This window comes from Nonomuraea cavernae (genome assembly GCF_040655715.1).
In the GTDB taxonomy this organism is placed as follows: domain Bacteria; phylum Actinomycetota; class Actinomycetes; order Streptosporangiales; family Streptosporangiaceae; genus Nonomuraea; species Nonomuraea cavernae_A.
Map to the genome: position 1 here is coordinate 1 of NZ_JBFAKL010000044.1, position 20,055 is coordinate 20,055.

The 20,055-nt window shown below is 69.7% G+C and carries 22 protein-coding genes; 10 read left to right on the top strand and 12 right to left on the bottom strand.

The features are described from left to right. Window positions 1-218: 218 nt before the first annotated feature. Window positions 219-827, top strand: a complete 609-nt coding sequence (gene wrbA / locus AB0I38_RS38665; protein ID WP_358494756.1) for an NAD(P)H:quinone oxidoreductase — start codon at window positions 219-221, stop codon at window positions 825-827. Between the two features lie 74 nt (window positions 828-901). On the opposite strand, the gene AB0I38_RS38670 is transcribed toward wrbA, so the two are convergent. The 3 genes from AB0I38_RS38670 to AB0I38_RS38680 all read right to left on the bottom strand — a co-directional run bounded on the left by AB0I38_RS38670 (window position 902) and on the right by AB0I38_RS38680 (window position 1,847). After that, on the bottom strand, window positions 902-1,054 hold the full coding sequence (locus AB0I38_RS38670) for a hypothetical protein (protein ID WP_358494761.1): 153 nt from the start codon (window positions 1,052-1,054) through the stop codon (window positions 902-904). Between the two features lie 167 nt (window positions 1,055-1,221). Then, window positions 1,222-1,707: a hypothetical protein gene (locus AB0I38_RS38675; RefSeq protein WP_358494764.1), complete on the bottom strand. Its 486-nt coding sequence runs from the start codon at window positions 1,705-1,707 to the stop codon at window positions 1,222-1,224. Between the two features lie 2 nt (window positions 1,708-1,709). After that, window positions 1,710-1,847, bottom strand: a complete 138-nt coding sequence (locus AB0I38_RS38680; protein WP_358494767.1) for a hypothetical protein — start codon at window positions 1,845-1,847, stop codon at window positions 1,710-1,712. A 108-nt stretch (window positions 1,848-1,955) separates the two neighbouring features. On the opposite strand from AB0I38_RS38680, the gene AB0I38_RS38685 reads away from it, so the two are divergent. The 3 genes from AB0I38_RS38685 (at window position 1,956) to AB0I38_RS38695 (ending at window position 4,656) form a co-directional block, all read left to right on the top strand. Next, on the top strand, window positions 1,956-2,990 hold the full coding sequence (locus AB0I38_RS38685; protein ID WP_358494770.1) for a helix-turn-helix domain-containing protein: 1,035 nt from the start codon (window positions 1,956-1,958) through the stop codon (window positions 2,988-2,990). Between the two features lie 114 nt (window positions 2,991-3,104). Then, window positions 3,105-3,500 carry a VOC family protein gene (locus AB0I38_RS38690; RefSeq protein ID WP_358494774.1) on the top strand — a complete coding sequence of 132 codons (396 nt, stop codon included), beginning with the start codon at window positions 3,105-3,107 and terminating at the stop codon, window positions 3,498-3,500. 337 nt (window positions 3,501-3,837) lie between these two features. Further along, complete coding sequence (locus tag AB0I38_RS38695; protein ID WP_358494778.1) at window positions 3,838-4,656, top strand: alpha/beta fold hydrolase; 819 nt, start codon at window positions 3,838-3,840, stop codon at window positions 4,654-4,656. An 85-nt stretch (window positions 4,657-4,741) separates the two neighbouring features. On the opposite strand, the gene AB0I38_RS38700 is transcribed toward AB0I38_RS38695, so the two are convergent. The 6 genes from AB0I38_RS38700 to AB0I38_RS38725 all read right to left on the bottom strand — a co-directional run bounded on the left by AB0I38_RS38700 (window position 4,742) and on the right by AB0I38_RS38725 (window position 10,452). Beyond that, the gene (locus AB0I38_RS38700) at window positions 4,742-5,938 is read right to left on the bottom strand and encodes an NAD(P)/FAD-dependent oxidoreductase (RefSeq protein ID WP_358494781.1); all 1,197 of its coding nucleotides are present in this window, start codon (window positions 5,936-5,938) and stop codon (window positions 4,742-4,744) included. Window positions 5,939-6,031: 93 nt separating this feature from the next. Next, window positions 6,032-6,976 carry an RNA polymerase sigma factor SigJ gene (gene sigJ / locus AB0I38_RS38705; RefSeq protein WP_358494786.1) on the bottom strand — a complete coding sequence of 315 codons (945 nt, stop codon included), beginning with the start codon at window positions 6,974-6,976 and terminating at the stop codon, window positions 6,032-6,034. 135 nt (window positions 6,977-7,111) lie between these two features. Beyond that, window positions 7,112-8,302 carry an ABC transporter permease gene (locus AB0I38_RS38710; RefSeq protein WP_358494792.1) on the bottom strand — a complete coding sequence of 397 codons (1,191 nt, stop codon included), beginning with the start codon at window positions 8,300-8,302 and terminating at the stop codon, window positions 7,112-7,114. Beyond that, complete coding sequence (locus AB0I38_RS38715; protein WP_358494797.1) at window positions 8,299-8,961, bottom strand: ABC transporter ATP-binding protein; 663 nt, start codon at window positions 8,959-8,961, stop codon at window positions 8,299-8,301. The genes AB0I38_RS38710 and AB0I38_RS38715 overlap by 4 nt, the downstream gene beginning before the upstream one ends. Beyond that, complete coding sequence (locus AB0I38_RS38720) at window positions 8,958-9,989, bottom strand: peptidoglycan-binding protein (protein WP_358494801.1); 1,032 nt, start codon at window positions 9,987-9,989, stop codon at window positions 8,958-8,960. Before AB0I38_RS38720 ends, AB0I38_RS38715 begins: the two co-directional genes overlap by 4 nt. Window positions 9,990-10,017: 28 nt before the next feature. Next, on the bottom strand, window positions 10,018-10,452 hold the full coding sequence (locus tag AB0I38_RS38725; protein ID WP_358494807.1) for a hypothetical protein: 435 nt from the start codon (window positions 10,450-10,452) through the stop codon (window positions 10,018-10,020). Between the two features lie 139 nt (window positions 10,453-10,591). On the opposite strand from AB0I38_RS38725, the gene AB0I38_RS38730 reads away from it, so the two are divergent. Together AB0I38_RS38730 and AB0I38_RS38735 are read left to right on the top strand one after the other, a co-directional pair. Next, a complete protein-coding gene (locus AB0I38_RS38730) occupies window positions 10,592-11,248 on the top strand; it encodes a response regulator transcription factor (protein WP_358494810.1) in 657 nt (218 codons plus the stop codon). Further along, window positions 11,245-12,423 carry a sensor histidine kinase gene (locus tag AB0I38_RS38735; RefSeq protein WP_358494815.1) on the top strand — a complete coding sequence of 393 codons (1,179 nt, stop codon included), beginning with the start codon at window positions 11,245-11,247 and terminating at the stop codon, window positions 12,421-12,423. The genes AB0I38_RS38730 and AB0I38_RS38735 overlap by 4 nt, the downstream gene beginning before the upstream one ends. A gap of 58 nt (window positions 12,424-12,481) precedes the next feature. Here AB0I38_RS38735 and AB0I38_RS38740 read toward each other — a convergent pair whose 3' ends face one another. Continuing rightward, window positions 12,482-13,336, bottom strand: coding sequence for a hypothetical protein (locus AB0I38_RS38740; RefSeq protein WP_358494818.1), 855 nt, complete (start codon window positions 13,334-13,336; stop codon window positions 12,482-12,484). Window positions 13,337-13,822: 486 nt separating this feature from the next. Next, window positions 13,823-14,314 carry a MarR family winged helix-turn-helix transcriptional regulator gene (locus AB0I38_RS38745; RefSeq protein ID WP_358494822.1) on the bottom strand — a complete coding sequence of 164 codons (492 nt, stop codon included), beginning with the start codon at window positions 14,312-14,314 and terminating at the stop codon, window positions 13,823-13,825. Window positions 14,315-14,430: 116 nt separating this feature from the next. Between AB0I38_RS38745 and AB0I38_RS38750 the strand changes: the two genes are divergently transcribed. Genes AB0I38_RS38750 through AB0I38_RS38760 form a run of 3 tightly spaced genes read left to right on the top strand, consistent with a single transcriptional unit; the run spans window position 14,431 to window position 17,292 of the window. Then, on the top strand, window positions 14,431-15,681 hold the full coding sequence (locus AB0I38_RS38750; protein WP_358494826.1) for an FAD-dependent oxidoreductase: 1,251 nt from the start codon (window positions 14,431-14,433) through the stop codon (window positions 15,679-15,681). Continuing rightward, entirely contained in the window at window positions 15,678-16,292 is a 615-nt protein-coding gene (locus AB0I38_RS38755; protein WP_358494829.1) for an NAD(P)-dependent oxidoreductase, read from the top strand. Before AB0I38_RS38750 ends, AB0I38_RS38755 begins: the two co-directional genes overlap by 4 nt. 46 nt (window positions 16,293-16,338) lie before the next feature. Further along, window positions 16,339-17,292 (top strand): GlxA family transcriptional regulator, encoded by a 954-nt coding sequence (locus AB0I38_RS38760; protein WP_358494833.1) that lies wholly within the window; start codon window positions 16,339-16,341, stop codon window positions 17,290-17,292. A 9-nt stretch (window positions 17,293-17,301) separates the two neighbouring features. On the opposite strand, the gene AB0I38_RS38765 is transcribed toward AB0I38_RS38760, so the two are convergent. Beyond that, a complete protein-coding gene (locus AB0I38_RS38765; protein WP_358494838.1) occupies window positions 17,302-18,744 on the bottom strand; it encodes a PLP-dependent aminotransferase family protein in 1,443 nt (480 codons plus the stop codon). 47 nt (window positions 18,745-18,791) lie between these two features. Between AB0I38_RS38765 and AB0I38_RS38770 the strand changes: the two genes are divergently transcribed. Further along, window positions 18,792-19,988, top strand: coding sequence for an MFS transporter (locus AB0I38_RS38770; RefSeq protein WP_358494843.1), 1,197 nt, complete (start codon window positions 18,792-18,794; stop codon window positions 19,986-19,988). Window positions 19,989-20,055: the final 67 nt, after the last annotated feature.

Consider the following 20,055-nt stretch of genomic DNA (forward strand, 5'->3'; position numbering starts at 1 on the left):
GCCGTTCCGCCTGGCCCATTCGGAGAGCTTCACACACTGATGGTCGCAGATAAGGACTGAGGAACGCTGATGATTTCGCTAGCAGCTAATAACCCCTCCGAATGTGAGGTTGGCGCGTCGCCTCACATTCCGAGGGGTTGTGTCGTCGTACTGACTGATGCTCATGCGCCGGCGGCGCATCACCAGCAGACAGAACCCGCGAAGGAAGGTAGCCGACCATGGAACCCGTGAACGTCGCCATCATCTACTACAGCTCCACCGGCACCGTGCACGCCCTGGCGCGAGCCGCCGCCGAGGGCGCGGAAAAGGCCGGCGCACACGTGCGACTGCGCAAGGTCGCCGAACTGGCCCCACCGGAGGCGATCGACTCCAAGCCGGCCTGGGCCCAGCACCTCCAGGACACCGCCGACGTCGCCGAGGCCGGCCTCGACGACCTGGACTGGGCCGACGCGGCGCTGTTCGGCACCCCCGCCCGCTTCGGCAACCCGGCCAGCCAGCTCAGGGCCTTCATCGAAACCACCGGCGGCCTGTGGGCACAGGGCAAGCTCGCCGACAAGGTCTATTCGGCGTTCACCGCCAGCAACACCGCCCACGGCGGGCAGGAGTCCACCCTCCTGGCGCTGGGGAACACGTTCTACCACTGGGGCGGCATCATCGTGCCGCCCGGCTACACCGACCCCGTCCAGTTCAAGTCGGGCAATCCCTACGGCTCCTCCCACGTGGCCGGCGACGGCCCGCCCAACGACGTGTCCTTGGAGGCGGCCCGCTACCAGGCCCGGCGCGCCGTCGAAACCGCCGCCGCGCTCAAGGCCGGCCGTCGGCAGTGATGCGACTTGCGAGTGAGAGCCCTCGGCCTGCCTGCCTGCCTCCGGCCGGGCTCCGTGCCGCTGCGATTCAGGCCTCAGGCCAGTTGTCGAGGATGATGACGGGCGCCTCTTCCACCGGGAGTGGCGAAGCCGCAGGAGAACTCGAGGAAACCCCAGGTTCCTTCGCCCTCGTAGACGAAGAGCACGGGCAAGTCCTCCTCGCCGGCCTCCTCTCTGGGACATTCCATGACGCGTTCCTCGGGGTCACGGCCTCCGTTCAGCCGCCACAGGAGGTCGCTCGATGTGATCTCTTCGTCAAGGGGTTGCACCACGGTCCAGCAAAGTGCGTCCCTGGCGGAATCGTCGCGGGTCCGAGCCTGAGGAGGTATGTCTTCCTCGCACCGGAGGCCCGAGGTCATGGGTGGACGGGCGTGCCCTCGTGGTCGAACTCGTGTCTGCTCAGCTGGTAGCGGCGCTGGGTCCGTCGGCTGAGAAAGCCGACCATGAGGACGAGCACCGAGGCGATCGCCAGGTCGCCCCATAGGAGACCTCCAGGGGTGATGAAGGTCCACAGGGGCGACGTGAGGAGCAGAAACGCCAGGTACTGCCGCGCCAGGTACCACTTACCGAGCAGGTCGTCGCGCGCCCACCAGCGGTAGGCGTAGGGAAGACGTCTCTGCAACAGTCGGTACATCGCCCAGTGCCACAGCGGCGGACGCTCGCGCAGGCGCAGGGCGAGGCCGCCGCGTACGACGTCGAGCGAGTCGCGCAGGGTCGGCCAGGTGCGCTCCGGCTCCGCCAGGTCGAGCAACGTGCCGATCAACTCCTCGCCGCGCGCCTGTCGATAGCGGGACGGGTAGGCCGGCAGAAGGAGTCGGCAGCGGCGTTCGTAGGAATTCATGATCACGTCCCGGGCTGGAGTCGTGAGCCGAGTCGGCGTTGCGCGGTTGCGGCGAGCCGGGTCAGTCTGGCGGTCTCCTCGGCCAGGAGCTCGGCGCCCTGGCCGGTCAGTTCGTAGTAGCGACGGTGACGGCCATCCACGACCTCTTCGCTGTCTACGCGGGCAAGCCCCGTTCGGCGGCGTTGCTCCGAACGCCCCTTCGGTGTACGACCGGTACGCGGGGACGGCAGCGGTCGGCCAGAATAGTTGTGCGGATCGCGCCCTTCAGGCCGATCGTGGTTGCGCTCCATGATCTTCCGGAATCGGGGGACGGGTTGGCTGTTCTGATCCGGGCGAGTGATGTTCCCGCCGCGGACCGGGTGGATGCCTGGTTGAGCGTCGTGTGCGACATCCTTGGGCCGCTGGACGTACGGATGGATCGGGGCGTCGACCTGCGGGGGCAGATCGAGTCGGCCCAGCTCGGCCCGGTCGGTGTCGGCAGGGTCCAGACGACGACGCCGCACCGCGTTCTGCGGACGCCGGGCTTGATCCGGAAGGAAGGCCCGGAGCTCTACCGGGTGGTGATGCCCATATCCGGGACCATCCTGGTCGAACAGGACGGCCGCGCGGCGCGGTTGGGGCCAGGAGACCTCTCCATCTACGATTTCTCCCGGCCTTATGAGCTGGTCTACGACACGACGGTGGAGCTGGCCATCTTCAGCTTCACGCGCGAGATGCTGGCCGTGCCCGCGGATCCGGCAGGCCGGCTGACCGCCGTCGCGATCTCTGGGAGCGACGGCACGGCGGCGTTGGCGGCGCCGCTGCTGGCCCGGGTGGCCCGGGACGTGGAGACCTACCAGCCGGCCAGCGCGGCCCGGCTGTCCACGGTGGTGATGGACCTGCTGGCCACCACCATCGCCGAGCAGGTGTCCCAGCTCCCGGCGCTCGATCCGGAGACCCGCGAACAGGTGCTGCTGCGGCGCGTCCACACCTTCATCGAGCAGCACCTGGGCGACGTCGGCCTCGGTCCCGCGACGGTCGCGGCGGCGCACCACGTCTCGCTGCGTTACCTGCACCGCCTGTTCGCGTCGCAGGACACCACGCTCGCGGCATGGATCCGGCACCGCAGGCTCGAACGCTGCCGCCGCGATCTGGCCGATCCGGCCAATTTCGACCAGCCGGTCAGCAGCATCGCGGCCCGCTGGGGACTCCCTGACCCGGCGCATTTCAGCCGATTGTTCCGGCAGGCGTACGGGATGCCACCGATCGAGTACCGCCGAGCGAGCCTGACGCCGAGCGGCTGAGGCCCGGCACGGATCGTCAAGCGCCTGGCACGCAGCCACAAGCCCGGCGATCGGCCGATCAGCATGCTGGAGACCACGAGGAACTCGAACCTCGAAACAAAGAGGAGACTGAAAATGTCCGCTCCCGTCTTGTTCGTGAACGTGCCCGTCAAGGACCTCCACCGCTCCAAGAACTTCTACACCGCACTCGGCTTCGACTATTTCGGCATGACCGACGACATGGCGTCCGTGATCATCAGCGAGCGCACCCAGATCATGCTGCTGACCGAGCCGACCTTCGCCGGCTATGTCAGAAACGAGGTCGCCGACCCGGCCAAGATCACCCAGACGATCCTGGTCCTCGGCCTCGACGACCAGGAGCAGGTGGACGAGCTGCTCGGCAAGGCCGTGGCCGCCGGAGCCGAGGAGCTCGGCGAACCCGTCACGGCGGGCGGCCGCTACCAGCGCCACTTCGCCGATCCTGACGGCCACCACTGGTCCGCTCTGTGCATCGCCGCTCCGAGCAACTGACTTGACATCCTCCCGGCTCTGAAGAACCGGGATTCCAACCGTCGCCGGTTGGTCTTCCTGCTTCACCGCCGGTCGCCCGCCCGAGAGGACTCTCGTTGAGGTCTTACACCGGCTCCACAGGCGTTTCGCCTCTCCGCAAGCCTTGCGGCGAGGGTGTTTCCGATCGTTCGTCCGGTGGCTTGGTCATCGCCACCGTCGAGCACACTACCGAACCGTGCGGTGTCGTGCAGGGTTTTGACGGCGGTCCGCCTGGCGGCGAATCGCCTGCCCCTGCCCTGCTCCGCAGGGGTCCGATTCCTCCCCCGCCTGAAGGCGGAGGTCTCCTCGGAGGTTCCCGATGACGATCCCCACCATGGTCACCGGGACCGCGACGTCGGCCGACGGCACGAGCATCGTGTTCGACCGCCTCGGCGCGGGACCGGTGGTCGTCCTCGTCCATGGCGCGGTCACCGACCGGTCCCACCCGACTCTCGCGGAGGTCGCCCGAGTGCTCTCGCGCTGGTTCACGGTGGTCAACTACGACCGCCGTGGCCGCGGCGGCAGCGGGGACACCCGCCCCTACGCCGTCCAGCGAGAGATCGAAGACCTTGCCGCCGTCATCACGGCGACGGGCGACAGCGCCATGGTCTTCGGCGGGTCCTCCGGCGCCGCACTGGCGCTGGAGGCCGCCGCCCGACTGCCTGCGATCACCTGTCTGGCCCTGTGGGAGCCGCCGTACCACGTCGACCCGACCGCCCCTCCCCTGCCGGACGACTTCGCCGCGCGCCTCACCGCCCTGATCGAGGCGGGACGGCCGGGCGACGCGGTCGAGATGTTCATGGTGCGGGCCGCAGAGGTCCCCGCCGACGCGGTCGCCGCCATGCGGACCCATTCCACCTGGCCACACCTTGAGGCCATCGCCCGTACCCTCGCCTACGAGGCCGAGATCATGAGCCCCGCGAACCGCCTGCCCACCATCGCCGCCTCACTCACCCAGCCCACGCTCGTCCTCAACGGCGGTGACAGCCCCACCTGGATGCGCGCTGCCGGAAGCGCCGTGGCCCACACCATCCCCGCCGCCTGCCACCGGCTCCTCCCGGACCAGTCTCACGACGTGGCCCCCCACGCCCTGGCCCCCGAACTCCTCGAGTTCTTCGCCAGACAACGACACTCCTGACCTCGAAGCCACCGCGCCACCCAGTGCCACAGCGGTGGGCGCTCGCTCAGGCGCAGGACCGAGGGCACGCGCCTCGTTCCGTGCTCTACGCCGGCGCCTTGACGGCCGAGCCCGTCGCGGCCCGGTCCGGCGTGACGCGGCGGCGCCGGGTCGGCAGCCCGAGCGTCGGGTTGGCGACGCCCCAGGCAGCGCCCTTGCAGACCAGCTCCTTGTAGACGGCGGCGAGCCGTCCGGTCAGGACCGCCTGCACGGCGCGGTCGTCAGCGGTGACGTACTGGATCAAGCCCTCCTTGCGGCCCAGTGAGACGCACTGGTTGAAGTAGCGGATCGGGGTGCTCGGGAGCTTCCCGCCGGTCAGGCGAGCCGCGATCGCGTCGGCGGCCTGCCACGCGGCCGGACCTCCCGAGGCGCACGACATCCGCAGCGGCTTGTCTCCGGGGCCGATCGCCATGGCCGCGTCGCCGACGGCGTACACGTCCGGGTGCGAGACCGAGCGCATGGTCCCGTCGACCACGATCTGGCCGGTGCCGGTGACCTTCAGGGCGGTCGCCTCCGCGATCGGGTGGACCGCGAAGCCGGTGGTCCACACGGTGACCGCCGCCGGGATGCCCTTGCCGTCGGCGGTGGCGACGCGGTCGGCTTCGACGCCGGTGACGGCGGCGTGCTCGTGCACGGTGATCCCGAGCTTGCCGAAGACCTTCCACAGGTGCTCGCGGCCCTTGGGCGAGAGCCAGTCGCCGAGGCCGCCGCGGGCGGTGAGGGCGACGTCGAGGTCCGGGCGGGCCTCGGCGATCTCGGTCGCGGCCTCCAGACCGGTGAGACCGCCGCCGACGACGACCACGGTCTGCCCGGCGTCGAGGCGGGCCAGGCGCTGGCGCAGCCGGAGTGCTCCGGGGCGGCCGGCGATCTCATAGGCGTGCTCGGCGGCCCCGGGGACGCCCTGGGTGTTCCAGCCGCTGCCGAGGGCGTAGACGAGCGTGTCGTAGGTGAGTTCGTCGGCGCCGTTCGCGTCGATGACGGCGACGGTCTTGCGGTCGACGTCGACGCCGGTGACCTTCGCGAGCCTCAGTTCGACGCCGGTGCCCGCGAACATCTCGCTTAACGGCCGGGGCTTGAGGTGCTGGCCGGCCGCCAGCTGGTGCATGCGGACGCGTTCCACGAAGTCGGGCTCGGCGCTGACGAGGGTGATGGTGACGTCCTCGCGGCGGAGCCGCTTGGCGAGGCGGCCGGCGGCGATGGCTCCGGTGTACCCGGCTCCGAGGACGACGATGCGGTGCTGCATTTCCTTGCTCCTGTCTTGCGCGGGTTTGCCACTTGAACCGGGCGGCCGGCCGTTTCCTGACAGGAACGCGATGTGAAGCACCTCACATGGCGATCAGAAGGCGTTGAACAGGGGCGCCCCGTGGTCGGCGGTCGCCCAGTGCGCGGTCGCACGTTCGAGCTTGTCCGGGTTGACCTGGTTGCGGATCGCGGCGATGCCCTCGGCCGTGACCTCCAGGCACATGACGCCGACGACCCGGCCGTCCACGACGGCCACCATGGCGGGGTCGCCGTTGGCAGTCCAGGCGTAGACCCCGGGCGCGCCGCCCGCTATGGCGCGCTTGGCCTCGCCGGGTTTGAACAGACCCCGCAGGAACTTCGCCACCGCGACGGCGCCCTCGAACGCCTTGGCGCGGGCCGGGATCTTCCCGCCGCCGTCGCCGATCGACGTGGCGTCCTTGGTGAGCAGGCGTACGAGCGGCTCGATCTGGCCGCTGGCGGCGGCCGTCAGGAACTCCTGGACGATCCGCCGGGCCGCGGCCTCGTCGATCGCGGTGCGGACCTTGCCGTCCGCGACGTGCTTCTTGGCACGGTGGAAGATCTGCTGGCTGGCGGCCTCGGTGATGTCGAGGATCTCGGCGATCTCCCGGTGCGGGTAGTCGAAGGCCGCCCGCAGCACGTACACCGCCCGCTCGTTGGCGGACAGGCGCTCCATGAGAGTGAGGACCGCGTACGAGACCGATTCGCGCTGCTCGGCGGTGTCGGCCGGGCCGATCATCGGGTCCCCGGCGAGCAGCGGCTCGGGAAGCCACTGGCCCACGTAGGTCTCGCGGCGCGCCCGCGCGGAGGTGAGCTGGTTGAGGCACAGGTTGGTGAGGACCTTCGTCAGCCAGGCCTCGGGGACCTCGATGCGGTCGACGTCGGCGGCGTGCCAGCGCAGGAACGTCTCCTGCACGGCGTCCTCGGCCTCCCCGGCGGAGCCGAGGAGGCGGTAGGCGATGGCCTCCAGGCGCGGCCTGGAGGCCTCGAACCGGTCGACGTCGCTCGCGCTCAACGGCATGGCCCGATCCTAATCAGCCCCGCGCGGCGCGAATCGCGAGGAACCGAACGTGGGCCGGAGCGCAGGAACGATCGACCCTCCGAACGCCTGGCGGAGCACCAGGGCAGGCGTGCTCTGCCAGGGCCGGTCACGGTGTCAGCTTGCCGCCAGGGCCACTGTGGGGGCCAGACGGGAGGCCCTTATCGCCGGATAGATCCCGGCCGCCACGCCGACGGCCAGCGTGGCGGCGAAGGCGCCGGCCGGCACCCAGGCGGGCACCGTGGGCGGCCAGCCCTGCGACAGCGCGTACCCGGCGGTCACCAGGCCGCCGAGCGCGAGCCCCGCCACTCCGCCGAGCGCCGACAACAGCAGCGACTCCGTCAGGAACTGGATCCTGATCTGCCCCCGCGTGGCGCCGAGCGCCCGGCGCAGCCCGATCTCCTTGCGGCGCTCCAGCACCGAGATCACCATCGTGTTGGCCACGCCCACACCGCCGACGAGCAGGGCGACCGCGCCGAGCCCGAGCAGCAGGTTGGTGTAGGTACCCGCGGCGGCGGCGCGGGCGGCCAGCGCGTCCGACGGGCGGGAGACCGCGATCTCGTGCGGCCGTTCCGGGCTGACCGTCCGGGCGAGCATGCCCCTGACCTGCTCCACCGTCTCCTCGCTCGACCGCTCGTAGACGGTGGTGGGATGGCCGTCGAAGCCGAGCCGCTCCCGCGCCGCCGGGAACCCGATCAGCGCGGCCCGGTCGATCTCCGGCGCGAGCTGCAACGGGGCGAGGATCCCGGTCACGGTGAACCACCGCTCGCCCACCCACACCTGCGTTCCGGTACGGCTGACGCCGAGCCGCTGGGCGGCGACCGCGCCGAGGACGACCGCGGGCTGACGAGCGATCGCCTCGTCGAGCCACCGTCCGGTGCCCACGCGCCCGTCGAGCGTGTTCAGCAGGTCCAGGGAGGTGGCCTGCACGGTCAGTCCACCGGTGTCCTCCTTGGGGACGCGGTCGGTCCTGCGGATGTTCGCGGCCACGGTGCCGGTGGCGCTGGCGTGGGTGACACCGGGGATCCTGCGGGCCATGAGCGCGGCCTCCGGGTGCAGCTTGACCGGGTCACCCGAGAACGACTGGCCGGGTTCGACCCGCAGCAGGTTGGTGCCGAGCTGGTCGAGCTGACGCAGCAGCTGTTGCTGACCGGAGGCCGAGATACCGATCACCGAGATCATCGTCGCGATGCCGATGGCGATGCCGAGCGCGGACATCATCACGCGTGAGGTTCTGGCCCGCAGGCCCGCGGCTCCGACCCTGGCGACGTCGCGCGGTCGCAGGCGAGCGGGTACGAGCGAGTTCATGACTCCTCCCTGAGGGTGCCGTCCTGGATGCGGACCCGTCTCGGGCACCACTGGGCGATGTCCAGGTCGTGGGTGATCAGGACGATGGTGGTGCCCGTGGTGTGGAGCTCACGCAGGATGGCGAGCACCTGCCGGCCCGAGGCGGAGTCGAGGTTTCCGGTGGGTTCGTCGGCCAGCAGCAGCGGCGGGTCTCCGACGACGGCTCGGGCGATGGCCACGCGCTGCTGCTCGCCGCCGGACAACTGGTGCGGGCGGTGATCCAGCCGGTGACCGAGGCCGACGCGTTCCAGCGCGGCCCGAGCGCGTTCGCGGCGTTCGGCCAGTGGACGTCCCGCGTAGAGGAGGCCGTCGGCCACGTTGTCGATGGCCGAAACCCCGGCTGCCAGGTGGAACTGCTGGAAGACGAAGCCCAGGTGGAGCGCGCGCAGGGCGGACAGCCGGCGGTCGGTCAGTCCGCCGACGTCGTGCCCGGCGACGCGGACGGTGCCGGATGTGGGGCGGTCCAGGGTGCCGAGGAGGTTGAGCAGCGTCGACTTGCCCGACCCGGATGGGCCGATGATGGCCAGCAGCTCGCCCTTGGCGACCTTCAGGTTCACGTCGCGCAGGGCCTCAACGGTGTCGTTGTGGCGTTTGCTGACGTTCTCGACCTCAATGATCATTCGGTAGGAACCCCGACCTTCATCCCCGCTTCCAGCCCGGGGCCGGAGATCTCGACGCGGCCTCCGCCGTACACACCGGTCTTGATGGGCACGACGCGCCCGCCGATCTCCAGGCCGTAACCGCCGTCGGCGGTGGCCAGCAGCGCCTCGACGGGAACACTGAGGACGTCGCGCCTGCTCACGCTCTCCAGCTGTACGGTGACGGGCGTCTGGTCGGCGAACCCACGCCTGACCTTGGCGAGCCGGACGCCGACGTCGATGACGGCGATGCCCTCGCGTGACGTGGCCACGTCGCCGACCATGACCACTTTCCCGGCCACCGTGCGACCGTCGGGCAGCTCCACCCTCACCTTGGCGCCTTTCCTGGCCATCGACTGGTCGGCGACGTCCAGGGCGAGGTGGACGAGGCGGTCGGTGCCGGTCACGGTGAACAGCCGACGTCCGGGGGAGACGCTGTCGCCGACGGCCACGTCCGCCTTGGCGATTCTGACCTTCGACGGCAGGAACACGACCTGTTCGGCGTTCACGACTCCGGTCTGCGGGAGGCCGGCTCGTTTCTGCCATCCCCGTACGGCACGCGCGGTGGCCCACGAGAACCGGTCGTCGACGGTGACGTCCTTGCCGTGGCCGAGCGCCTTCAGGGCCGTTTCCAGCTGGCGGACGTCGGGCCCGTCCTTGACGCCCTGGCGGAGCGGCCGGTAGAGCGGCAGTCTGCCGTACATCAGCACAACGGGCTCGCGGTCCACTCGGTAGAGGACCTGGCCCTGGCGCAGGGTCCGGCCGGGGGCGGCGAGCGCGGTGACGGTCCCGGCCGTCTGGCCGCGCACAGCCCACTCCCCCGCAAAGATGATCTTGCCGGAGAGCGAGACCGCATCGGCCAGGTCGCCGCGGACGATCTGCGCGGTGGCCTGCGGCGGCGGCGAGGGGGCGGCGTGCCGGTCGCTCGTGCCGCCCATGGACAGAGCCGCGACGGCCCCCGCCGTCGCGGCGGCGGCGGCCACGACCAGGCCGACGAGCACCCGTTTCATCGTTCTCCCTTTCGTCGAGGCAGCAGGTTCATCGAGGCAGCAGGTGAACGCACTCGTTCTGCGCCTTCTCGAAGGCCTTGCGATCGTCGGCGTCGACGGAGACGTGGTACTGGCCGGTCTTGGGGTCGGGGTCCTGGACCTTCATGCCGCGCTCGCGCATGCACTTGGCGAACTTGGTCACCGCGTCGACATAGGCGGCGTCCACCTTCTTGGTCGTCCCTCCGGCCTCCTTCCACTTGGCGCAGGTCCGCTGTGCCCTGTCGAAAGCGACAGCGTCCTTGACCGGGTAACCCTCGCCGCCGATGGTGTCCGGGTAGTCGCCGATGCCGTTGTCACGCATGCACTGGGCGAACTTCACCTCAGCGTCGGAGGCGGAAAGCGACTGCTGGGCCTGGGGCGCGGCCTGCTGGCCGGAACACGCGGTGGCCAGGGCGAGCAGAAGCAAGGCGGTGAGCCTCTTCATGGGTCTCCTCGATTCGGTCAGCAGTGGATGCGCATCGAGTAGACCCGGATCGTCTTAACAGGGCGGTTACGCAATCCTGTTATGTCGGTGTTATGCCGCGCCTGGAAGGTTTAGCGCGCTCAGATGAAGGAGGCCTCCCTTGCGCGTGCTGATCGTCGAGGACGAACAGATGCTCGCGGACTCGATCGCCGAAGGGTTACGTGCCGAGGCGCTCGCCGTGGACGTCGCCTACGACGGCGAGACCGCGCTCGAACGGCTCGGCGTCAACGACTACGACGTGCTCGTCCTGGACCGTGATCTACCCGGCCTGCACGGCGACGACGTCGCCAGGACCGTGGTCGGGTCGGAGTTCGCTGTGCGAGTGCTCATGCTCACCGCCGCCTCGGACGTGTCGTCCAGGGTCTCGGGGCTGTCGCTGGGCGCCGACGACTACCTCATCAAGCCGTTCGCCTTCGAAGAGTTGCTGGCCCGCATCCACGCGCTGGGCCGGCGCCCGCACCGCGCCGACCCGCCGCAGCTGGAGCGCTCCGGGATCCGGCTGGACCAGGCCCGATGCGAGGTTTATCGCGACGGGCGCTACGTCGGGCTGGCCCGCAAGGAGTTCGCCCTGCTCGCCGAGCTGCTCAAGGCCGGCGGCGCCGTCGTCTCCGCCGAGGAGCTGCTGGAGAAGGCGTGGGACGAGAACGCCGACCCCTTCACCAACACGGTGCGGGTGACGATGATGCGCCTGCGCCGCAAGCTGGGCGAGCCCCAGCTCATCGAGACCATTCAGGGAATGGGATACCGAATTCCATGAAGCTGTCCACGCGCCTGCGGTTCACGCTGCTCTTCAGCGGCATCTTCTTCGTCGCCGGCCTGCTCCTGCTGGGCATCAGCTATGCGATGGTCCGTGGCATCCTGGACGACACCCGCCTCAGGCTGCAGGCCGCCCCCGAGTTCGTGCCCAACCACGCCATCCTGGAGCCGACCGGGAGCCTGGTGCTGGTCAACGTCTCCAGGCGAGACGTGCTCGGCGCCCAGCAGAACTACGAGCAGGCGACGATGGCCCGCTTCCTCCTCCAGGCCGGACTGGTCGTCACCCTGCTGGGGGCGCTCACCACGACCGCGGGCTGGGTGGTGAGCGGCCGTGTCCTCAAGCCCCTCTACCAGGTCACCGACACCGCGCGTCGAGTCGCCAACGGCCACAACCTCAACGAGCGCATCGCCTACACCGGCTCCCACCATGACGTGAAGGACCTGGCCGACACGTTCGACATGATGCTCGCCCGCCTGGCCCACGCCTTCGACGTGCAGAAGCGGTTCGTCGCCAACGCCTCCCACGAGCTGCGCACACCTCTGACGATCAACCGGATGCTGGTGGACGTGGCCTTGCGCAGGCCCGACGCCACCCCTGATGCCCAGCGGCTCGGCGAATCACTGCTGGTCGTCAACACCCGGCACGAGCGCCTCATCGACGGCCTGCTCGCGCTGGCCGAGAGCGACAGGCCCGTCCTGGAACGCCATCAGCCCGTGGACCTGGCCGAGATCGCCTCCCATGTCGTCGACCAGGCCGGCGAGGAGTCAGACACCAAGGCCATCGTCCTGCACCAGGCGCTGGCGTCCGCGCCGACCAAGGGCGACCCCATTCTGCTCGAACGACTGGCGCAGAACCTGGTGGAGAACGCCATCAGGCACAACGTCCAGGGCGGCGAGGTCTGGGTGACCACCAGACTCGGCGACGGTGAAGCGGAACTGTCGGTGGCCAACACCGGCCCGATCGTGCCTGCCTACGACCTGGAAGCGATCTTCGAGCCATTCCGCCGCCTGCGAACCGATCGGGTGCACTCCGACCGCGGCACCGGGCTGGGCCTGTCCATCGTGCGCGCCACGGCCCAAGCCCACAAGGGCACGGTGGTGGCCGAGCCGCGCGAGGAAGGCGGGCTGACGGTGACCGTCCGCCTGCCCGACTCCCCCTTGTCGCCCCCGTTGTGACACTGGCCCCATGTGGTCATCGAACCAGTACGAGCTCACGTTCTGCGCTGGCCGACGGTCAGTTGACGCAGCCCGGAATGGTGTTCAGCGGGCTGCAGTTAGTGGGGCTGTTGTCACGGACGATCGAGTTCCGGATGGTGACATTGGCGTTGCCGGTGGCGATTCCACCGCCGTCGGATCCCTTGTTCCGCGAGACCGTGGTGCGATCGAGCGTGGTGGTTCCCAGGTTGGAGATGCCTCCTCCCAGGCCGCCGGATGTGTTGGTGGCCACGGTGCTCCGGATGAGGTGCGACACGCCGGCCGGCTGGGTGTTCAGCGCACCGCCGTTGATCGGTGCGCTGTTGCCGGTCAGGGCACTCCGGTATAGCGTCAGCGTCCCGGAGTTGATGATCGCGCCGCCTCCGACGCTCGTTGTCGAGTTCGCGTTGAGCCGGCTGAGGGAGATCGTCGCCTTGGCGCCCGCATTATTGGCGAACGCGCCACCGTTTGATCCGCTGTTGCCGGAAAGGGTGGTCTGCTCCAGAACCACGGTGCCCGCGTTGAGGATTCCCCCACCGGAGCCCGCCGTGCTTCCACCAAGGATGGAGACCCTTTGGACACGGAGCGTCGCTCCCGATGCGACCTCCAGGATGCGGAAGGCGACCGATGCGCTCGGATCACGCCTGATCCTCGTGTTCGACCCGCCCACCAGAGTGGTGTTGCCCGTGATGACCGGCAGCGCGTCGCCGGGGTCGGCCGCGGTGGTGTAGTTGTAGACGCAGTTCGGCGCGAGAAGGAGCCTGGCGGCTCCGAACTCGTTGCCGGATCGGATCGCCGCGACGAGCGCGTCCGCCTTGCACGGGACGAGCAGGGTCCGCACCGGAGTGGGCGCCGCCTGTGCCGACGGCGACAACGCGCCCAGCGTGGTGCCCATGAGCACGGTGGCACCTATGCCGCCAAGAATTCTAGAAAAAGAGCCCATCGGGCCCTCCTCAATAGAAAAGGACTTTTGTCCTGTCGATAACGAATGGCCTGCCGGCATCGCCGGCATGGAGAAACGTGCCTGGACTCAGTGAATGTCCGGGGAGCAGCTCTGTTCGGAACAGTTGACCAAGATCTCCAGGCGCCTTTCCTGGCGTCAGCCGCCTGCTGCGTGCCTGACGTGAATGATCCTGTTCTAGCTGGGACGACATCTCCCCCAGCGAGGCGACGCACCCGAAAGGGCTTTTCTGGCTGATCCTTGATGGATCACATAGCGACGCCTTGGGCAGTCGTCGATTTCTTGACGTGATCCCAGCGAATGGCCCGCAGGAGGAGGCGGACGCTCTGATCCGGCCGCGTCGCGGGCGGGTGGGTCTGGGCGTCAACGCCGATGCGTCCGGCCACCGCCCGACGCGACCAGCGCACCAGTGATCTGGACCTAGTCGGGCTGACGGCGGCGCAGAGCGGCCGCCTCGTTCTCCATGATCTCGGCGAGGTCGGCCGTGAAGGCCGCGATGGCGGCGAGCTGGTCATCGCTGAAGGAGGAGGTCAGGTCGGCCACGCGCTGGTGGAGGCCGGTGAACATCTCACCCAGCTCGCGGTCCCGATCGGGATCGGAGACGGCGTGGACCAGGGTGCGGCGCCCGTCGGAGGGGTCGGGACGGCGGACGACGAGGCCCGCACGCTCCAGCCGCCCCAGGATCTGGGCGATGGCGGCGGAGGAGATGCCGGTGTGCCTGGCGAGTCGCGTGGGGTTGGCCGGTCCCGTACGCAGCAGCAACTCAAGGCAGCGCCAGTCGGTCACGTTGATGCCCAGCCGCTCGGCGATGGCCGCATGGAAGAGCACCACACCCGTGCCGAGCCGTCCGCCCAGCTGGCGTCCGAGCTGTGCTCGGATCTGCTCGGCGTCCTGACCTGGTCGGACGGTCACGCGCCTCCTCCTTCGCCCACGTGCAGCAGATTTTCCCACACCCGAGGGCTTGACCTTTCCCAGGCTAATTGTCTAAATTTTTTAGCTAAGATGTTTAGTTATCTGGAGGTACTCCTGTGTCCACCATTCCGTTGCGGGTCTTGATCGCTGGCGGCGGCATCGGCGGGCTCTGCCTCGCGCAGGGCCTGCGCAGGGCGGGCGTCGACGTCGCCGTCTTCGAGCGCGCGCCCACCGCCGCCGGCTTCCGGGAAGGCTACCGGCTGCACATCAGCCCGGAGGGCAGCCGGGCGCTGCACACATGCCTGCCCGAAAAGCTGTTCACCGCCGTCGAGGCGACCTCCGGCCGGCCGCCCCGCGCCATGAGCTTCCTGACCGAACGCCTCGGCGAACTGCTTTCGGTCGAGGTCCTCCCCGAGGACGTCGAACCCGACCCGGTCGCCGCGCATCGCTCCGTCAACCGCTACACGTTGCGGCGGATCCTGCTCGACGGACTCGACGACATCGTGCACTTCGGCAAGGAGTGCGTCGGCTACCGGCAACACGGCGACGCCGCCGTCACCGTCCACTTCGCCGACGGCTCCACCGCCGAGGGCGACATGCTCATCGGCGCGGAAGGCGGACACTCGGCGGTGCGCGTCCAACTCCTGCCACACGCCGAACGGATCGAGACCGGCATGGTCTCCGTCGGCGGGCGCCTGCCGCTCAACGCCGAGACCCGGCGGCTGCTCCCGCGCCATCTCAACCGCGGGCCCGCCTCCGTGCTCGGCCCACGCGGCTTCAGCCTGTTCATCGCCACCCACCAGGCCGTCATCGCCGACGCCTACCGTCATCTGGCACCACCCGACGCGGGCGACTCCGTGGTCTGGGGATTCACCGGCCCGCGGGGCGGCATGCCGCCCGCCGGCCGCTCAGGGGAGGAATTGCGCCATCTGGTCTTGGAACGCCTCCAGGGATGGGACCCACGGCTGCGTTCCCTGGTAGAGCACTCCGACCCCGAGGCCATTGACGCGATCAACATCCGCACGGCCGTACCCGTCGAGGCGTGGTCACCGAGCAACGTCACGGTGATGGGAGACGCCATCCACAGCATGCCGCCCTCCCTCGGCGTGGGCGCCAACATCGCCCTCCGGGACGCCGAAGTGCTCACCCAGAAACTGTCCGCCGTACACCGGGGCGATCTGCGACTCGTCCACGCCATCGGCGAGTACGAGGCCCAGATGCGCCAGTACGGCTTCGACGCGGTACGGGCCTCCAACCGCGCCCTCAAACAGTCGGCGACCACGGGCACCCTCGCCTTCGCCGCGACCAAGGCCGCGCTGCGGATCATGAACGCACTGCCACCGGTCAAGAAGCTGGTATTCCAGTGAACGCGACCAAGAAGATCGTGATCTTCGGTGCCACCGGCCGCACGGGCCGCCTCACCGTGGCTCGCGCTGTCGGCGAAGGGCACGAGGTCGTCGCCTTCACCCGCGGCACGCCACCACCGGATGGCGCCTCGGCCGTGGTGACCGGCGATCCCCGAGACCCTCGGGCGGTGCGCAGGTCCTTGGACGGCGCCGACGCGGTGATCTCCACGCTCCCCGGCGGCAACCGGCGCGATCCCCACCTGGCCGCCGGCACCGCCTCCGCCGTCATCACCGCGATGACCGATCTGGGCGTCAGTCGTCTCGTGGTGACCAGCGCCTACCCGATCATCGCCGATCGTCCCAGGCCGGCCATGGCCCTGCTCCGTCTCCTGCTCGCCACCCCCTACGCCGATGTGGCCGCGATGGAACGGCTCGTCGCACGCAGTGATCTCGACTGGACGATCGTACGACTCAACCGCCTCACCGACGGCTCCGCCACCGGGGACCTCCAGGTCAGCCGCGGCCTACTCACCCGGCCGCGCTCACTGTCCCGCTCCGACGCGGCCGACCTCCTCGTCCGCATCGCCCTGGACTCGGCCCCGAGCCGCGCGGCTGTCAACGTCAGCGGCTAGCCACTTGGTACACGCATGCGCGGTCGCTCACCCGTAGGGTGTAGCCATGGTGGGGCGGCTGGTCGTCGTCATCGGTTTCGATGGCATCGAGCTCGTCGATGTCGCGTGTGTGACGACCGGTTTCGACTACGCCAACCGGCAGGGTGCCGACCCGGCGTACCAGGTGGTGTTCGCGACCCCGATGGGCCGGCCCGTGCGGTGCGACTCCGGGCTCGAGTTGCCCGGGCAGGGCCGGATCGACACGATGGACGGTCCGATCGACACCCTGATCGTCTCGGGTGGCCAGGGGCACGAGACCGCCGCCGCCAACCCTCGGTTCGTCAGCCAGGTCGTACGGCTCGCCAGGCTGTCGCGGCGGGTCGCGTCGGTGTGCACCGGGGCGACCGTGCTGGCCGCCGCCGGGTTGCTCGACGACCGCCGGGCCACCACGCACTGGTACGAGGCCGGACGGCTCGCCACCCGTTTCCCGCGGGTGCGGGTCGACCCCGCGCCGATCTTCGTCCGGGACGGCACGGTCGCGACATCAGGCGGGGTCACGGCTTCGCTGGATCTCACGCTGTCCTTCATCGAGGAGGACCACGGGTCCGAGCTCGCCCGTCGCGTGGCCATGGGCATGGTCACCTACCTGAAACGTCCCGGGAATCAGGCGCAGGTGAGCCTGTTCAACAGGATTCCGCACTCTGACCAGGTCCTGGTCCGGCGGGTCATCGACCACGTGGTCAGCCACATCGACGAGGATCTCAGCGTCGCCCGCCTGGCCGCGCTCGCCGGGGTGAGCGAGCGGCATCTGAGCAGACTGTTCGTCGAGTGCGTCGGCCGGACCCCCTCGCGGCTGGTCCGCGACGCGCGCCTCGAAGCGGCCTCCCAGCTGCTCACCGCGACCCGTGAGCCGGTCGCGGCCATCGCCCGGCGGTGCGGGTTCGCCTCCGCCGAGTCCTTACGGCAGGCCTTCGTGGCATGGGCCGGGGTCTCGCCGTCGCGGTTCCGGGGAAGGTCATGACGCCCGGCGCTACGTCCGGCACACATCGAGGACGTGCATGAGAGCGTCGAGTGCGGCTGGGTAGGCGTGTTCGCTGGGCGTTCCGTAGCCGACGATGATGCCGTGTGGCTGGTCTGCGGGCGTGTGCCAGCGGTCGCCCAGTCGCCCCACGGCTACCTCCTGAGCCGCCGCGGCGTTGAGCACGTCCTGCTCGGTGGGACCGCCGGCGGGCAGGCTGATCAGGACGTGCAGACCGGCGGCGACTCCGTGGACGGAAAAGCCGGATGGCGCGTGTGGCCGAGATCGCAGCCGGGCGAGTAGGAGGTCTCGGCGGCGTTTGTAGCGCAATCGGCATGCACGGACATGCCGGTCGTAGGCATGGCAGGTGATGAAGTCCGCCAGTGTCAGCTGGCCGATGGTCTCGGTGTGGTGGTCGTTGTGGCGCTTGGCCTCGATCAGCGGTTCGAGGAGGTGGCGCGGCGACACGATCCAGCCCAGGCGCAGAGCGGGTCCGAGGGTCTTGGAGACGGTTCCGACGTAGGCGACCTGGTCGGGAGCGGTGCCTTGGATCGCGCCGATGGGTTGGCGGTCGTAGCGGAACTCGCCGTCATAGTCGTTCTCGATGACGAGGCAGTCGCTGGAACGTGCCCATTCGATGAGGGTTCGGCGGCGTTCCGGTGCGAGGGTTCCTCCGGTCGGGTACTGGTGGGCGGGGGTCAATTCCACGGCGCTCACCCGCGGATGGCTGGGGTCGCCGAGCAGGTCGGTCCGGGCTCCCCGGGAGTCCACCGGGATCGGGACAACGGCCGGGCCGTTGTGGCGGATCACGTCACGGTGGAAGGCGACGCCTGGGTCCTCGGTCGCGATGGCGGCCGGAGCGGTCTCGCCGAGCACGCGGCTGAGCAGGGCGAGGGCCTGGACGTATCCGTTGGTGATGATGATCAGTTCGGGGGGTGCGAGTACTCCACGGGTGCGTCCGAGGTATTCGGCGAGCGCGGTGCGTAGTTCGATCCGGCCGCGCGGATCGCCGTAGGCGTACGTGTCGGCGGCCTCTGTGCTCAAGGCCCGGCGGGTGGACCGCAGCCAGGCCGCGGTGGGGAAGGCGGAGGCATCCGGGCGGCCAGGGCGCAGGTCGTGCCGGGGTCGGTCGGACGCCCGGTCGGACGCCCGGTCGGGCGGTCCGCCCGGGTCCTCGGCGGTGCGGTGGGGAAGCCGGGCCACCATGGTGCCCGATCCCTGGCGGGCGGTCAGGTAGCCCTCGGCGATGAGCTGGTCATATGCCGCCTTGACGGTGCCGCGGGACAGGCCCAGTGCGTCGGCGAGCTTGCGGGTGGCGGGCAGCCGGGCCTGGGGTGCGAGTCGTCCGGTCTGGACGGCGGCCCGGAGGGCCTGCTCCAGACCGGCCCGGCGACCAGTCGCTGGATCGAGCTCCAGATGAAGGTCGACGCCAGAATTGGGCCATGATTCCGACATGAAAGCGGATCTTATCGTCGATCCATTCGTGTCATAGCGTCGCGGTCGTGATCACTGGTGAGGCGCTTGGACGGTGGGCCGGCAGGACGGGCCGCATCCCGCGGCGCATGGTTTGGCTGCTGGCCGTGGCCTACGGTCTGACCATCGCGAACCTTTACTACTGTCAGCCGCTGCTGCCGCAGATGGCGCGGTCGTACGCGGCTTCCTCGGTCGGATACCTGACCGCTGTCGGGCAACTCGGCTACGCGCTGGGGCTGGTGCTGGTCGTGCCGCTCGGCGACATCGTCCGCCGGCGACCACTGGTCTGCCTGCTGCTCTTCGTCGAAGCGGTGGCGCTGGTGGTGACCGCCACGGCGCCCGCCGTCGGTGCGTTGCTCGTCGCGGCTGCGGTGATCGGCCTGGCGAGCGCGAGTGTGGTGAACATCCTCGTGTCCTACGCCGCCACTATCGCCGCCGATCACGAGCGCGGCCGGGTGGTCGCGACGATGCTCAGCGGCGGGCTGGTGGGCATTCTGCTGTCTCGTACGATCGCCGGTCTCACCGCCGGGCTCTTCGGCTGGCGTGTGCTCTACCTGGCCGCCGCCGCGGTGACGTTGCTGCTTGCCGCCGTGTTGGCGCGTGCCATGGCGCCGTCCGCCGCGGAGGTGCCGATCGGCTACGCCGCGCAGCTCCGGGCGACCATCCGCCTCGCGGTGAGCAAGCCCCTGCTCAGGCGACGGTCACTGATCGGCGCCTGCGCCTTCGGCGCCTTCGGGGTCTTCTGGGCGGCCGTGGCGTTCATGCTGGCGGGACCGCCATACAGGTACGGCGAAGCGGAGATCGGCCTGTTCGCGCTGGTCGGCGCCGCAGGCGCGTTCGCGGCAAGGGTTGCCGGCCGGGCCGCGGACCGGGGTTGGCAGCGCCCGTTGACCGGCGTGCTGCTCGTTCTGGGTGTGGTTTCGTTCGGCGCGACAGCGATCGGAGGTCACAGCCTGACGTGGCTCGTCGTCGGGATCGTGGCGATGGACGTGGCGGTGCACGGTACGCATCTGCTGAACATGAGCGTGGCCTACGGCCTTGTCGACGGCGCCCGGTCGCGGATCGCTTCGGTGTACATGACGTTCTACACCCTCGGCGGCGTAGCCGGCTCCGCCGCGGGCACGGCCGCCTATCGGTTCGGCGGATGGGCTGCGGTCTCGGCGGTCGGCACGGCGTTCATGGCCGCCGGGCTGGCCGCATGGGCACGCGAAAAGTATGGAGGTTGATTTCACCGACTCCGCTGCTGTCCTCAACGCAGTGACCTTGAACGCCCGTACCGTTCCTGGCCTTCGA